Annotated in this window: 11 protein-coding genes; 8 read left to right on the top strand and 3 right to left on the bottom strand. The window is 74.0% G+C overall.

Translation table 11 applies throughout. The features are described 5' to 3' along the window. Positions 1–35 precede the first annotated feature (35 nt). Together MOJ79_RS09230 and MOJ79_RS09225 are read left to right on the top strand one after the other, a co-directional pair. A complete protein-coding gene (locus MOJ79_RS09230) occupies positions 36–2,471 on the top strand; it encodes a Lon protease family protein (protein ID WP_241923889.1) in 2,436 nt (811 codons plus the stop codon). Further along, positions 2,468–3,130: a hypothetical protein gene (locus MOJ79_RS09225; RefSeq protein WP_241923888.1), complete on the top strand. Its 663-nt coding sequence runs from the start codon at positions 2,468–2,470 to the stop codon at positions 3,128–3,130. The genes MOJ79_RS09230 and MOJ79_RS09225 overlap by 4 nt, the downstream gene beginning before the upstream one ends. A gap of 16 nt (positions 3,131–3,146) precedes the next feature. Here the strand turns inward: MOJ79_RS09225 and MOJ79_RS09220 are convergent, their stop codons facing one another. Continuing rightward, the gene (locus MOJ79_RS09220) at positions 3,147–3,968 is read right to left on the bottom strand and encodes a GGDEF domain-containing protein (protein WP_241923887.1); all 822 of its coding nucleotides are present in this window, start codon (positions 3,966–3,968) and stop codon (positions 3,147–3,149) included. A 185-nt stretch (positions 3,969–4,153) separates the two neighbouring features. Here MOJ79_RS09220 and MOJ79_RS09215 point away from each other — a divergent pair, with 185 nt between their 5' ends. Further along, positions 4,154–5,980 carry an ABC transporter transmembrane domain-containing protein gene (locus MOJ79_RS09215; protein WP_241923886.1) on the top strand — a complete coding sequence of 609 codons (1,827 nt, stop codon included), beginning with the start codon at positions 4,154–4,156 and terminating at the stop codon, positions 5,978–5,980. Positions 5,981–5,998: 18 nt separating this feature from the next. Here the strand turns inward: MOJ79_RS09215 and MOJ79_RS09210 are convergent, their stop codons facing one another. Further along, positions 5,999–7,288 (bottom strand): hypothetical protein, encoded by a 1,290-nt coding sequence (locus MOJ79_RS09210; protein ID WP_241923885.1) that lies wholly within the window; start codon positions 7,286–7,288, stop codon positions 5,999–6,001. Between the two features lie 119 nt (positions 7,289–7,407). Here MOJ79_RS09210 and MOJ79_RS19030 point away from each other — a divergent pair, with 119 nt between their 5' ends. From MOJ79_RS19030 to MOJ79_RS09185, 4 genes are read left to right on the top strand one after another with little or no spacing between them, the layout of a single operon-like run. Beyond that, the gene (locus MOJ79_RS19030) at positions 7,408–8,085 is read left to right on the top strand and encodes an OmpA family protein (protein WP_272885370.1); all 678 of its coding nucleotides are present in this window, start codon (positions 7,408–7,410) and stop codon (positions 8,083–8,085) included. 32 nt (positions 8,086–8,117) lie between these two features. Next, on the top strand, positions 8,118–8,939 hold the full coding sequence (locus tag MOJ79_RS09195; RefSeq protein WP_259374407.1) for a thymidylate synthase: 822 nt from the start codon (positions 8,118–8,120) through the stop codon (positions 8,937–8,939). Between the two features lie 13 nt (positions 8,940–8,952). After that, entirely contained in the window at positions 8,953–9,825 is an 873-nt protein-coding gene (locus MOJ79_RS09190; protein ID WP_241923884.1) for a DMT family transporter, read from the top strand. A gap of 5 nt (positions 9,826–9,830) precedes the next feature. Then, complete coding sequence (locus tag MOJ79_RS09185; protein ID WP_241923883.1) at positions 9,831–10,349, top strand: dihydrofolate reductase; 519 nt, start codon at positions 9,831–9,833, stop codon at positions 10,347–10,349. Between the two features lie 37 nt (positions 10,350–10,386). On the opposite strand, the gene MOJ79_RS09180 is transcribed toward MOJ79_RS09185, so the two are convergent. Next, complete coding sequence (locus tag MOJ79_RS09180; protein WP_241923882.1) at positions 10,387–11,379, bottom strand: cytochrome-c peroxidase; 993 nt, start codon at positions 11,377–11,379, stop codon at positions 10,387–10,389. A 125-nt stretch (positions 11,380–11,504) separates the two neighbouring features. On the opposite strand from MOJ79_RS09180, the gene MOJ79_RS09175 reads away from it, so the two are divergent. After that, positions 11,505–12,635, top strand: coding sequence for a 3-deoxy-7-phosphoheptulonate synthase (locus tag MOJ79_RS09175; RefSeq protein WP_241923881.1), 1,131 nt, complete (start codon positions 11,505–11,507; stop codon positions 12,633–12,635). Positions 12,636–12,935: the final 300 nt, after the last annotated feature.

Genomic DNA, 12,935 nt, shown 5'->3' with positions numbered 1-12,935 from the left:
GCTGCCCCCCTGACGACCCACGACGCGCCACCCCGATGACTGCCCGCCTGCTGACCGCCGCCGAACTGGCCACCCGCTGCGACCCCGCCCGCCTCGAGCCCGCCCTCGCCGAGGCCGCGCAGGCCGCGCGCACCATCGTCGGCCAGGAGCGCGCGCGCGCGGCGGTCGAGTTCGGCATCGCGGCGGCGCACCCGTCGTTCCACCTGTTCGTGATGGGTCCGCCCGGCTCGGGTCGGCGCAGCCTCGCGCGGCACGTGATCGAGGCGCGCGTGGCCAGCGACGGCGCCGCGCGCAGCGACTGGGTCTACGTCAACAACTTCGCGCACCCGCACCAGCCGGTGGCGCTGCAGCTGCCGGCCGGGCGCGGCACGCAGCTGCGCGACGACATGCGCGCACTCGTGCGCGACCTGCGCACGCTGATCCCGGCGGTGTTCGACTCCGAGGAGTACGCGACGCAGGTCGAGCGCATCAACGACGAGTTCAAGCAGCGCGCCGAGCAGGCGCTCGCCGAGGTCGTCGACGAGGCGCAGCGCCGCGGGCTGGCGATGATCCGCACGCCGGTGGGCTTCACGTTCGCGCCGCAGAAGGACGGTGAAGTGATGTCGACCGAGGCCTTCGAGGCGCTGCCCGAGGCACGCCGCGAGGAGCTCAAGAAGAGCATCGGCGAGGTGCAGGACCAGCTGCTGCGCGTGCTGCGCTCGCACATGCGCATGCGCAAGGAGCACGCCGACCGCGTGCGCGCGCTCGACCGCTCGATGACGCTGCTGGCCGTCGAGCACGCCGTCGACGAACTCAAGGCGCGCTACGCTGACCTGCCCAAGGTCTGCAGCTACCTCGACGCGGTGCGCGCCGACGTGATCGACAACGCCGGCGACTTCCGCGGCCGCGACGACGAGGACGGCGAAAGCCACGCCGAGAAGCCCGGCGAGCTCGCACGCTACGAGGTCAACGTCGTGCTCGACGCCGCCGCGAGCCCGCAGGCGCCGATCGTCGAGGCCGACCTGCCGTCGGTGCCCAACCTCGTCGGCCGCGTCGACCACATCGCGCGCTTCGGCGCGCTGCTGACCGACTTCCGCCTGATCAAGGGCGGCGCGCTGCACCGGGCCAACGGCGGCTACCTGCTCGTCGACGCGGTCAAGCTGCTTCAGCAGCCGTTCGCGTGGCAGGCGCTCAAGCGCGCGCTGCTCAAGCGCGAGATCCGCATCGAGTCGCTCGGCGAGATGTTCAGCGTGATCTCGACGGTGCAGCTCGAGCCCGAGCCGATCCCGCTGGCGGTCAAGGTCGTGCTCGTCGGCGAGCGCTGGGTGTGCCACCTGCTGCAAGCCGCCGACCCCGAGTTCGACGAGCTGTTCCGCGTCGTCGCCGACCTCGACGACGACATGCCGCGCGCCGAGGGCACCGAGCTCGAGCTCGCGCGCCTGCTCGCCGAGCAGCTGCGCGCGCAGCAGGGCCTGCCCGCCAGCGCGGCGGCGCTGGCGCGGCTGATCGACCACGGCGTGCGGCTGGCCGGCGACACGAAGCGCATCACGGCACAGGTGCGCCAGCTGCTCGACGTGATGGTCGAGGCCGAGCACGTCGCGCGCTCGCGCCAGCGCGCGCGCGTCGAGGCCGACGACGTCGCCGCGGCGATCGCCGCGCGCCGCGAGCGCGCCGCGCGCGTCGACGCGCGGCTGCGCGACGCGGTGCAGCGCGACATCCTGCTGATCGCGACCACCGGCGAGCGCGTCGGGCAAGTCAACGGTCTTTCGGTCTACGAGGTCGGGCACGAGGTGTTCGGCATGCCCACGCGCATCAGCGCGACCTCGCGCCTGGGCGACGGCGAAGTGATCGACGTGCAGCGCGAGACGCACCTGGGCGGGCCGGTGCACGCCAAGGGCGTGCTGATCCTGTCGTCGTTCCTCGCGTCGCGCTACACGCGGCTGCAGCCGCACTCGATCGTCGCCAGCCTCGTGTTCGAGCAGACCTACGGGCTCGTCGAGGGCGACAGCGCGTCGCTCGGCGAGCTCGTCGCGCTGCTGTCGTCGATCGCCGACGTGCCGGTGCGCCAGTGCCTGGCGGTCACCGGCTCGGTCAACCAGTTCGGCGACGTGCAGGCCATCGGCGGCGTCAACGAGAAGATCGAGGGCTTCTTCGACGTGTGCGCCGCGCGCGGGCTCGACGGCACGCACGGCGTCGTGATCCCGCAGGCCAACGTGTCGCACCTGATGCTGCGCGACGACGTGATCGCCGCGGTGGCCGCAGGGCGCTTCGCGATCCACGCCGTCGCGCACGTCGACGATGCGCTCGCGCTGATGACGGGGATGCCCGCCGGCGACCCCGCGCAGCCCAGTGCCGACACCGTCAACGGCCGCATCGCGAGGCGCCTGCGCGACTACGCGCGCATCCGCACCGGCCAGGCGCGCGTGCGCAAGCGCGGCGCGCCGATGGAAATCCGCCAGATCGTCGGCGACGGCAACGGGGACGACGAATGAACGCGCCGGCCCCGCGCCACGTGCTCGCGCTGCTCGACGACGCCGCGGCGGCACCCGACGTGATCGAGCTGTCGACGGCGCTCGCGCAGCAGCTGCAGCGCCCGCTGGACGTGGTCTACGTCGAGAGCGTGCCGGCGCTCGTGGCCGCGGCGCTGCCGTTCACGCAGGTGCTGGCCGAGACCCGCGCGCAGTGGACCGCCTTCGCGCCGCAGGACGTCGAGAGCGGCTACCGCGCGCAGCTGGCACGGCTGCGCGAGATCGCCGCGCGCGCGACGATGCGGCGCGCGGTGCGCTGGTCGCTGCGCACGGTGCGCGGCGCGCTGGCACAGGCCGTCGTCGAACTGCACGCCGAGTCGGACCTGATGGTCGTCGGCACCGCCGGCGTGCGGCCGCCCGCGCTGGCGCGCGTCGCGCCGGTGCGCCGGCCGCTGCGCATCGCCGTCGTCACCGACGACTCGCCCGTCGCCGCGCAGGCGCGCGAGGTTGCGCAACAGGTCGCCGCGGCACTGGGTGGCGTGCTGACGGTGCACCGCGCGAGCGGCGACGCGGCCGCGGCGGCGGCCCGCGACCGCCACTGCGACCTGCTCGTGCTGCCGCGCGGACTCGTCGCGCCGGCGGTGCTGGCCACGCTGGCGCGGCCGGCGCTCGTCGTCGGCTGAGGCCGGGCTGCACGGGTCAGACCGGGCCGGCGCGCTTGCGCGTGCCGATCGAGGCGGCGCCGCCCGCGCGCCCGCGCGCGGCGCCGACCGAGCGCACGCAGTTGCGCCCGGCCTGCTTGGCCGCCAGCAGCGCGGCGTCGGCGTCGAGCAGCAGCGCGTCGAGCGTGCCGTGGCCCGGGCCGACCGGCGCGACACCGATCGACACCGTCGTGCCGACGGCGAGCCCCTCGCATTCGACGCGCAGGTCACCGGCTTGCACGCGGATGCGCTCGGCGACGTCGAGCGCGCCCAGCGGGTCGGTATGCGGCAGGAACACCGCGAAGGCGTCGCCGTCGTAGCGCGCGAGCACGTCGGGCTGGCGCAGCGCCTGCCCGACGACGCGCGCGAGCTCGCGCAGGTAGCGCTCGCCGCACTCGCGTCCGTGCGTGTCGACGAGGCTGCCGAAGTGGTCGGCGTCGACGACGAGCAGCGCCGCGTCGAGGTCGTAGCGGCGGCAGCGTGCGCGCTCGGCCTCGGCCACCGCGACGAAGTGGCGGCGGTTGAGCAGTCCGGTCAGTTCGTCGCGCGTCGACGCGAGCGCCAGCCGGCGGCTCGCCTCGTCGAACCGATCGGCGACGAGCACGCAGGCCCACGACGCCGGTACGGCCGCGAGCAGCGCGGCCAGTGCAACGACGGCCGCGGCACCCGCGCCGCCCGTCAGCGCCGCAGCGCCCACCAGCGGCAGCGCCAGCGTGACGCCGGCAGCCGCCAGCAGCGCCGCCACCGGCACGCGCCCGTAGCGGCGCACGCCGCCGCGCAGCCAGGTCAGCCAGCGGAACTCGGCAGGCGAAACGGTCACGGCGTCGTCGGACGTGGGGTCGATCGGAAAGGCGGCCGCGCGGGCGACCAGGGCCGCCCGCGCGCAGCCTATTCGACCACAAACCCCCCGCCCGCATGCGCCCAACCCGAGCGCTCCGCCCCCCTGTTCGCGCGGGAGGCGGCGACCGCCGGGCGGCGCGCGACGGTGGCGCCTACACTGCCCCCATGTCGTCGTCGACCCTGGCCGTCGCGCGCGCCGCGACCCCCGGCGCCGGCGACGCCGTGCCGCCGGCGCGGCGCGTGAAGTCGCTGTCGGGGCTGCTGCCGTTCCTGCGCCCGTACCGCGGGCGCATCGCGCTGGCGCTGCTGTTCCTGCTGCTGGCCGCGGCGGCGACGCTGGTGCTGCCGGTCGCGCTGAAGTCGCTGATCGACGACGGCCTCGTCGGCAGCGGGCCCGGCGCGCCGCTGATGGCGCTGCGCGGCCACTTCCTCGCCCTCTTCGCCGTCGGCGCGGCGCTCGGCGTGTTCTCGGCGGCGCGCTTCTACATGGTCAGCTGGATCGGCGAGCGCGTCACCGCCGACCTGCGCAACGCCGTCTACGCGCACGTCGTGCGCCAGAGCCCCGAGTTCTTCGAGACGACGCAGACCGGCGAGGTGCTGTCGCGGCTGACCACCGACACGACGCTGGTGCAGACCGTCGTCGGCTCGAGCCTGAGCCTGGGGCTGCGCAACACCGTGATGGGGCTCGGCGCGCTGGGCATGCTGGTGGTGACCAACCCGTGGGTGATGTCGCAGGTGCTGGGCATCCTCGTGCTCGTCGTGCTGCCGAGCCTGTACGTCGGCCGGCGCGTGCGGCGCCTGAGCCGCGCGAGCCAGGACCGCGTCGCCGACACCAGCGCGATCGCCGCCGAAGTGCTGGGCGCGATCCCGGTGGTGCAGAGCTACACGCAGGAGGCGCGCGAGGCGCAGCGCTTCGCCCGCGCGACCGAGGCGGCGTTCGAGGTCGCGCGGCGGCGCACGCGCGTGCGCTCGCTGCTCGTCGCGTTCATGATCACGGCGACCTTCGGCGCGCTGCTGTGGGGGCTGTACCAGGGCACGCAGGCCGTGCTCGCCGGGCGCATCAGCGCCGGCCACCTCGGGCAGACGGTGGTCTACGTGATCATCCTCGTCGGCTCGATCGCGGTGCTGTCGGAGGTCTACGGCGACCTGCTGCGCGCCGCCGGCGCCACCGAGCGGCTGATGGAACTGCTGGCCGCACGCTCGCCGGTCGCCGAGCCGGCGCAGCCGGTGCCGCTGCCACCCTCGCGCGGCGGCGCCGCGGTGACGCTGTCGCACGTGACGTTCCACTACCCGTCGCGCCCGCAGGTCGCAGCCCTCGCCGACTTCACGCTCGACGTGCGCCCCGGCGAGACGGTCGCGCTCGTCGGCCCGAGCGGCGCGGGTAAGAGCACCGTGTTCCAGCTGCTGCTGCGCTTCTACGACGCGCAGCAGGGCACGGTGGCGATCGACGGCGTGCCGGTGGGCGCGGTGGCGCTGCACGAGCTGCGCCGGCGCATCGGCATCGTGCCGCAGGACAGCGTGGTCTTCAGCGCCGACGCGATGGACAACATCCGCTACGGCCGCCCCGACGCGAGCGACGACGAGGTCGTCGCCGCCGCGAAGGCCGCGTTCGCGCACGACTTCATCACCGCGCTGCCCGACGGCTACCGCACCTTCCTCGGCGAGCGCGGCGTGCGCCTGTCGGGCGGTCAGCGCCAGCGCATCGCGATCGCGCGCGCGATGCTGAAGAACCCGCCGCTGCTGCTGCTCGACGAGGCCACCAGCGCGCTCGACGCCGAGAGCGAGCGAGTCGTGCAGGCCGCGCTCGAGGCCGCGATGGCCGACCGCACGACGATCGTCATCGCACACCGGCTGGCCACGGTGCAGCGCGCCGACCGCATCGTCGTGATGGACGGCGGGCGCATCGTCGACAGCGGCACGCACGCCGAGCTCGTCGCGCGCGGCGGGCTGTACGCGCGGCTCGCGGCGATGCAGTTCGGCCGCGACGGCTGAACCGCGCGCCGCAGCGGCTCAGCGGTACAGCGGCAGCGCGGCCAGGCGTGCCTCGATCGCCTCGCGCAGCCGCTCGTAGGCCGGTGCACCGACGCCGCCGTAGCGGCGCCGGAACTCGGCGTCGGTCAGGAACTCGGGCAGGTCGCGCGCGTCGGGCATCAGGTCGGCGTCGGTCGCACCGCGCGCCAGCGCACCGTGCACGCGCTGCGGCGCGCGCACCGCGAGCTCGCCGAAGCGCGTGCCGGCACGGTCGGCCGCGAGGTCGGCGAAGCTGAAGCCGCTGCTGCCGCGCGCGTCGTCGATCTCTTTCCACAGCCCCACCGCGTCGGCCAGCGGCGTGCCGGCCTCGGCGGCGACGACGGCCGAGACGAGGAAGTGCAGCGCCCAGTCGTGCCGCCCGTGCAGCGTCACCGCGAGCGCTCGCGGCGCCGGCCACGCCTCGGCGCCGGGCACCCACAGCGATGGCGGGCGTTGCGTCGCGTACAGCGCGAGCACCAGCAGCGCGGCACGGTGCTCGGCCGCCGCGTCGTCGCCCGCACCGCCGCCGGCGCTGCGCTCGACGGCCAGCGCGAACAGCGGCGGCAGCAGCACGGCCAGCGACACCTCGTCGCCGCGCACGCCCGACGTGACGGCCGCGAGCCGCTCGGCGTGCGCGCGCAGCCGTGCCTGCTGCGCCGGGGCGACGAGTGCCGCGCGCAGCCTCGCCAGCGTGTCGGCGCCGAGCCGGTAGCTGACGACGACGCGCTGCGGCGTGATCACGACGCGCTCGACGTCGTCGAGCGCACGCAGCACCTCGTCGGCCGGCAGGCCGCGCGATGCGGCGAGCCACCGCGCCGCCGCCAGCGCCAGCGCAGGGGGCACCGGCACGCGCCCGACGCGCACGCGCTCGAGCACCGGCCATGCGCCCGCCTGCCGCCACTGCAGCTCGACGTTGAGCCAGCGCGCGCCCGCCAGCGGCACGCTGACGCGCACCGTGGCGCGCGCGGGCTGAGCGTCGCCGTGCAGCTGCACGCGCGCGTGCGCGCCCAGCGCGCGCTGCGCCGCGTGGCCGGCGAGCAGGTCGAGGTCGCGCTCGCCGAGCGCGAGCCCGCGCAGCGCCCGCGGCGGCGCCTGGCGCGGGTCGTGCCGGCGCAGCAGTGCGACGGCGCGCTCGACGTCGGCCGGCGAGACGTCGTCGCGCGTCGCCACCGCCGGCGCCGCGTCGACGGCCAGCGCCGCCGTCACCACCACCGCCAGCACGAGGGCCAGCAGCAGCGCGACGAGCGCGAGCACCAGCGCCCCGAGCCAGCCCATCGACGGCATCCGCATCGCCGGCGAGTCTGCCACCGCAGCGTCGCCCCCCGAGACGGCCGGTCAAACCGCGTCCGGTACAGTGTCGGGCCGTGCCGCCGCGCCCTGCGGCGACGTCCAGACCCGAGGAGCCGACCATGACGACGACCCGCCTTCCGCTGATCCGCACGACCGCCCTCGCCGCCGCCATCGCACTGCTCGCCGGCTGCGAGACGACGCCCACCGGCCGCCCGCTCGGCGAGCGCGAGAAGGGCACCGCCACCGGTGCCGCGATCGGCGCCGTCGCCGGTGCGGTGATCGGCTCCGCGAGCGGCGACGCCGGCAAGGGCGCGCTGATCGGCGCGGCCGCCGGTGCCGTGGCCGGCAACCTGTGGTCCAAGAGCATGGAAGACAAGCGCCGCGAGATGGAGCGCGCCACCGCCGGCACCGGCGCGCAGGTCACGCGCACGCCCGACAACCAGCTCAAGCTCGAGGTGCCCGCCGACATCTCGTTCGCCACCGGCAGCGCGACGATCGAGCCGCGGCTGCGCTCGGTGCTCGACGCGTTCGCCAACGGGCTGAGCAACCAGCCGACGATGTACGTGCGCATCGTCGGCCACACCGACAGCACCGGCAGCGACGCCGTCAACGACCCGCTGTCGCTGCGCCGCGCCAACAGCGTGCGCGACTACCTGACCGACCGCGGCGTCGCGGCCAGCCGCATCGAGACCTTCGGCCGCGGCTCGCGCGAGCCGATCGCGAGCAACGACACGCCCGAAGGCCGCGCGAAGAACCGGCGCGTCGAGATCTTCCTGCGCGACACCGCGAAGGGCTGAGTCCGCCCGCCGCCGTCATCCGGGGAACGCCCTTGACGACATCCGCCCGCCCCGTCCGCTCGCAGTACGAGGACTTCATGCGCCACGTCTACACGACGGGCGTGGCCAAGGCCGACCGCACCGGCACCGGCACGCGCAGCGTGTTCGGCTACCAGATGCGCTTCGACCTCGCCGAGGGCTTCCCGCTGGTGACGACGAAGAAGGTGCACCTCAAGAGCATCGTCTACGAGCTGCTGTGGTTCCTGCGTGGCGACTCGAACGTGCGCTGGCTGCAGCAACACGGCGTGACGATCTGGGACGAGTGGGCCGACCCCGCCACCGGCGAGCTCGGCCCGGTCTACGGCGTGCAGTGGCGCAGCTGGCCGACGCCCGACGGCGGCCACGTCGACCAGATCGCGCAGGTCGTCGAGCAGCTCAAGACCAACCCCGACAGCCGGCGCATCGTCGTCAGCGCGTGGAACGTCGCCGACCTGCCGAAGATGGCGCTGCAGCCGTGCCACGCGTTCTTCCAGTTCTACGTGGCCAACGGCCGCTTGAGCTGCCAGCTGTACCAGCGCAGCGCCGACATCTTCCTCGGCGTGCCGTTCAACATCGCGAGCTACGCGCTGCTGACGCACATGCTCGCGCAGCAGTGCGACCTCGACGTCGGCGACTTCGTCTGGACCGGCGGCGACTGCCACATCTACAGCAACCACTTCGAGCAGGTCGAGACGCAGCTCGCGCGCACGCCCTACCCGTACCCGGTGCTGCGCATCAAGCGGCGGCCGCCGTCGATCTTCGACTACGCGTACGAGGACTTCGAAGTGGTGGACTACCAGCACCACCCGGCGATCAAGGCCCCCGTCGCGGTCTGATCCCCGCCGCACCGTGCTGACCTCGCGCCAGCTCGGCGCCCTCGTGCTGCTGACGCTGATGTGGGGCGTCAACTGGCCGATGATGAAGTTCAGCCTGCGCGAGCTCTCGCCGCTGTACTTCCGTGCCGTGACGATGAGCGGCGGCGCGCTGTGCCTGCTGGCGTTCTTTGTCTGGCGGCGCGTCGACATGCGGCTGCCGTGGCGCGAGGCGGGCCGCGTCGCGTGGCTCGCGCTGCCGAACATCGTCGGCTGGCACTTCTTCTCGATCCTCGGGCTCAAGGAGCTCGCGTCGGGGCGCGCGTCGATCCTCGGCTTCACGATGCCGGTGTGGACGGTGCTGATCGGCGCGCTGCTCGCGCACGAGAAGCTGCACGCGCGCGTCTACGTCAGCGTCGTCGCCGCGGTCGCCGCGGTGGGGCTGCTGTCGGCGCACGAACTGGCGTCGCTCGCCGGCCGCCCGGTGGGCGTGCTGTGGATGCAGCTCGCCGCCGCGAGCTGGGCGCTCGGCACGCTGCTGATGCGCCGCACGCAGACGGCCCTGCCCACCGAGGCCGTCACGGTGTGGATGATGCTGATGGGCGCCGCGTTCTTCTGGGTCGTGGCACCCATCGCCGAGCCGGCGCCGACGTGGCAGTTCAGCGCCGCGATGTGGGCCTCGCTCGCGTACGGCGTGTTCCTGAACTACGGTTACGCGCAGATCATCTGGTTCGGCCTCGCACGGCAGCTGCCGCCGTCGGCGAGCGCGTTCTCGGTGATGGCGGTGCCGGTGGTCGGCACGCTGGCCGCGACGCTGATCGTCGGCGAGCGGCCGGGCTGGACCGACCTCGTGGCCATCGTCTGCGTCAGCGTCGCGATCGCGAGCGCCCTGTTACCACGCAAGACCTGACACCGATGAGCACGCCCCGCCCCGCCACCGTCGCGCTGATCGCCGCCGTCGCGCGCAACGGCGCGATCGGCCGCGACAACGAACTGCTGTGGCGCGACCCGCAGGACATGGCGCACTTCCGTCAGGTCACGATGGGCTGCCCGGTCGTGATGGGCCGCCGCACGTGGGACTCGCTGCCCGCACGCTTCCGCCCGCTGCCCGGCAGGCGCAACGTCGTCGTCACGCGCAACCCCCAGTGGCACGCCGACGGCGCCGAGGCCGCCGCGTCGCTGACCGACGCGCTGGCGCGGCTGGCCGAGGCGCCGAAGGTGTTCGTGATCGGCGGCGCGCAGCTCTATGCGCTGGCGCTGCCGCTGGCCGACGAGCTGGTGCTCACCGAGATCGACGCCGACTTCGACGGCGACGCGCACTTCCCGCGCTGGCACCGCGCCGAGTTCGACGAAGTCGCGCGCGAGCCGCGCACCGCCGCCGACGGCACGCGCTTCGCGTTCGTCACGTACCGCCGCCGGACCGCGCCGGCCTGAGGGCCGCGAGCGCCAGCGTGCGCGCCGGCAAGCGCGCTCACGGCAGCCGCGGTGCGGTGTACGGCTCGTCGCTGGTCAGCGACCGCAGGAACGCGACGAGCTGGCGGATCTCGGTGTCGTTGAGCTTGGTGTCGACCAGCAGCGGGCTCTTGTTCGGGTCGGCGCCGCCGCCGCTGGCCATGTAGCGCACGGCCTCTTCGAGCGTCGCGCGGCTGCCGTCGTGGAAATACGGGCCCGAGATCGCGACCGAGCGCAGCGTCGGCGTCTTGAACGCCGAGGCGTCTTCGGGCTTCTTCGTCACCGCCTGGCGGCCGGGGTCGGGCTTGGGCTTGCCGGCCTCGAGCCCGATGTTGTGGAAGTTGAAGTCGCTGTACACCGGCGGCGTGTGGCACACCGCGCAGCGCGCCTTGCCCATGAAGAGCTCGAAGCCCGCGCGCGCGTCGGCCGACACCGCACCGGGCTGCCCCATCTCGTGGCGGTCCCACGGCGACAGGCCGCTGACCTTGGTGCGCAGGTAGGCCGCGAGCGCCTTGACGACGGCGTCGGGCGTCGGCGGCGTGCCGAACACCTTCTGGAACTCGGCGACGTACGCCGGCACCGCCGCGATGCGCTCGGTGGCCTTGGCCGGGTCGGCGCTGATCTGCACGCGCCACGCGGCGAGCACCTGCGCTTCCAGCGTCGGGGCCCGGCCGTCCCAGTAGAACGACTGCGCGTAGCCGACGTTGTACATCGTCGGCGTGTGGCGCGTGTTCATGTCGCCGTTGTCGCGCCGCGAGAGCACCTGCCCGTCGGTCCAGCCCTTCTCGCGCACGTGGCACGTGGTGCAGGCCATCTTGCCGCTGCCCGACAGCCGCGGATCGATCCACAGCTTGGCCCCGAGGGCGACCTTGTCGGGCGTCGTCGGGTTGTCGGCCGGGCTCGGGACGGGCGGCAGCTTCGACAGGCGCTCGGTCTTGTCGCCCGGGCCGGGCGAGGTGCAGCCCACGACGGCCAGGGCCGCAGCAGCGGCCCACCACGTGACGTGACGCATGGCGACTCCTCCTGCACGACGCGCTTCGATGCGGCGCGGTCGCGGCCACTGTACGCCGGTGCCGCGCCCGCGCACAAGGGCCGGCGAACCCGCATGCCCCGCCGCCGCCGCGTACCATCGTGCCCATGACGGCCCTCGACGACCCCCGCCACGACCGCGAGGTGGGCAGCCGGCGCATCGCGCCCGGCAGCACGCGCGACACGACGCGCATCGACGACACGCGCATCGACGCCGTGCGCCCGCTGATCACGCCCGCGCTGCTGCAGGAGAAGCTGCCGGTGCCCGAGGCCGCGCTGACGCTGGTGGAGGCCACGCGCGAGCAGGTGGCCGCCGTGCTCGACGGCCGCGACGACCGGCTGCTGGTGGTGGTGGGGCCGTGCTCGATCCACGACCACGACCAGGCACTGGAATACGCCGCGCGGCTGAAGGCGCTGGCCGACGAGCTGGCCGACGACCTCGCCGTCGTGATGCGCGTGTACTTTGAGAAGCCGCGCACCACCGTGGGCTGGAAGGGCTACATCAACGACCCGCACCTGGACGGCACGTTCGCGATCAACGAGGGGCTCGAGCGCGCGCGCAAGCTGCTGCTCGACGTGCTCGCGCTCGGGCTGCCGGCGGGCACCGAGTTCCTCGACCTGCTCAGCCCGCAGTTCATCAGCGACCTCGTGAGCTGGGGCGCGATCGGCGCGCGCACGACCGAGAGCCAGAGCCACCGCCAGCTCGCCTCGGGGCTGAGCTGCCCGGTGGGCTTCAAGAACGGCACCGAGGGCAGCGTGAAGGTGGCGGTGGACGCGATCGTCGCCGCGCGCTCGCCGCACGCCTTCATCGGCATGACGAAGATGGGCCAGGCCGCCGTGTTCGAGACCCGCGGCAACCCCGACTGCCACGTGATCCTGCGCGGCGGGCGCGAGCCCAACTACGGCCCCGAGCACGTCGATGCCGCATGCGCGCTGCTGCGCGACGCCGGCCTGCCCGAGCGGCTGATGGTCGACTGCAGCCACGGCAACAGCCGCAAGGACCACCGCCGCCAAGCCGACGTGGCGCGCGAGCTGGCCGCGCGCATCGCCGCCGGCGAGCGGCGCGTGGCCGGCGTGATGATCGAGAGCCACCTGCACGAAGGCCGCCAGGACCTGACCCCCGGCCAGCCGCTGCGCTGGGGCGTGTCGATCACCGACGCGTGCCTGGGGTGGGAGCAGACGCAGCCGGTGCTGCGCGAGCTGGCGCAGGCGGTGGCGGCGAGGCGCGGGCGCGGGTAGCGGGTGGCGCGGAGCAGTGAAGAGGCTTTCATCGCGGCCCGCGCAGCGCCCCGCCGGGAAGCGTGCTTCAACGAATGGCGAAGGCTCGATACGATGGCGACGATTGCCTCAGACCGATGCCGTCCCGGAAGCAGAACGGTTGTCTATCCGAGAAGGTCTCGACGGGTGGCCGACGGGTTCTTGGAATGTGGCCCCCTACGGGCGAAAGGGGTCCTTCGTCATTTCGTGTGGAACACAACACTCACAATGCTCCCCTGGTTGTTGAGCCCGGTGGGCATGTGTGCAGGCCGCTTGTCGGCC

This window comes from Calidifontimicrobium sp. SYSU G02091, from assembly GCF_022631395.1.
In the GTDB taxonomy this organism is placed as follows: Bacteria; Pseudomonadota; Gammaproteobacteria; order Burkholderiales; family Burkholderiaceae_C; genus Calidifontimicrobium; species Calidifontimicrobium sediminis.
The sequence above is the reverse complement of the archived record's forward strand: the minus strand, read 5'-3'. Positions and strand labels throughout refer to the sequence as shown.

Coding starts and splice junctions, on each gene's coding strand:
- MOJ79_RS09230 (WP_241923889.1), top strand. CDS start 36: ATGACTGCCCGCCTGCTGACCGCCGCCGAACTGGCCACCCGCTGCGAC.
- MOJ79_RS09225 (WP_241923888.1), top strand. CDS start 2,468: ATGAACGCGCCGGCCCCGCGCCACGTGCTCGCGCTGCTCGACGACGCC.
- MOJ79_RS09215 (WP_241923886.1), top strand. CDS start 4,154: ATGTCGTCGTCGACCCTGGCCGTCGCGCGCGCCGCGACCCCCGGCGCC.
- MOJ79_RS09210 (WP_241923885.1), bottom strand. CDS start 7,288: ATGCGGATGCCGTCGATGGGCTGGCTCGGGGCGCTGGTGCTCGCGCTC.
- MOJ79_RS19030 (WP_272885370.1), top strand. CDS start 7,408: ATGACGACGACCCGCCTTCCGCTGATCCGCACGACCGCCCTCGCCGCC.
- MOJ79_RS09185 (WP_241923883.1), top strand. CDS start 9,831: ATGAGCACGCCCCGCCCCGCCACCGTCGCGCTGATCGCCGCCGTCGCG.
- MOJ79_RS09180 (WP_241923882.1), bottom strand. CDS start 11,379: ATGCGTCACGTCACGTGGTGGGCCGCTGCTGCGGCCCTGGCCGTCGTG.
- MOJ79_RS09175 (WP_241923881.1), top strand. CDS start 11,505: ATGACGGCCCTCGACGACCCCCGCCACGACCGCGAGGTGGGCAGCCGG.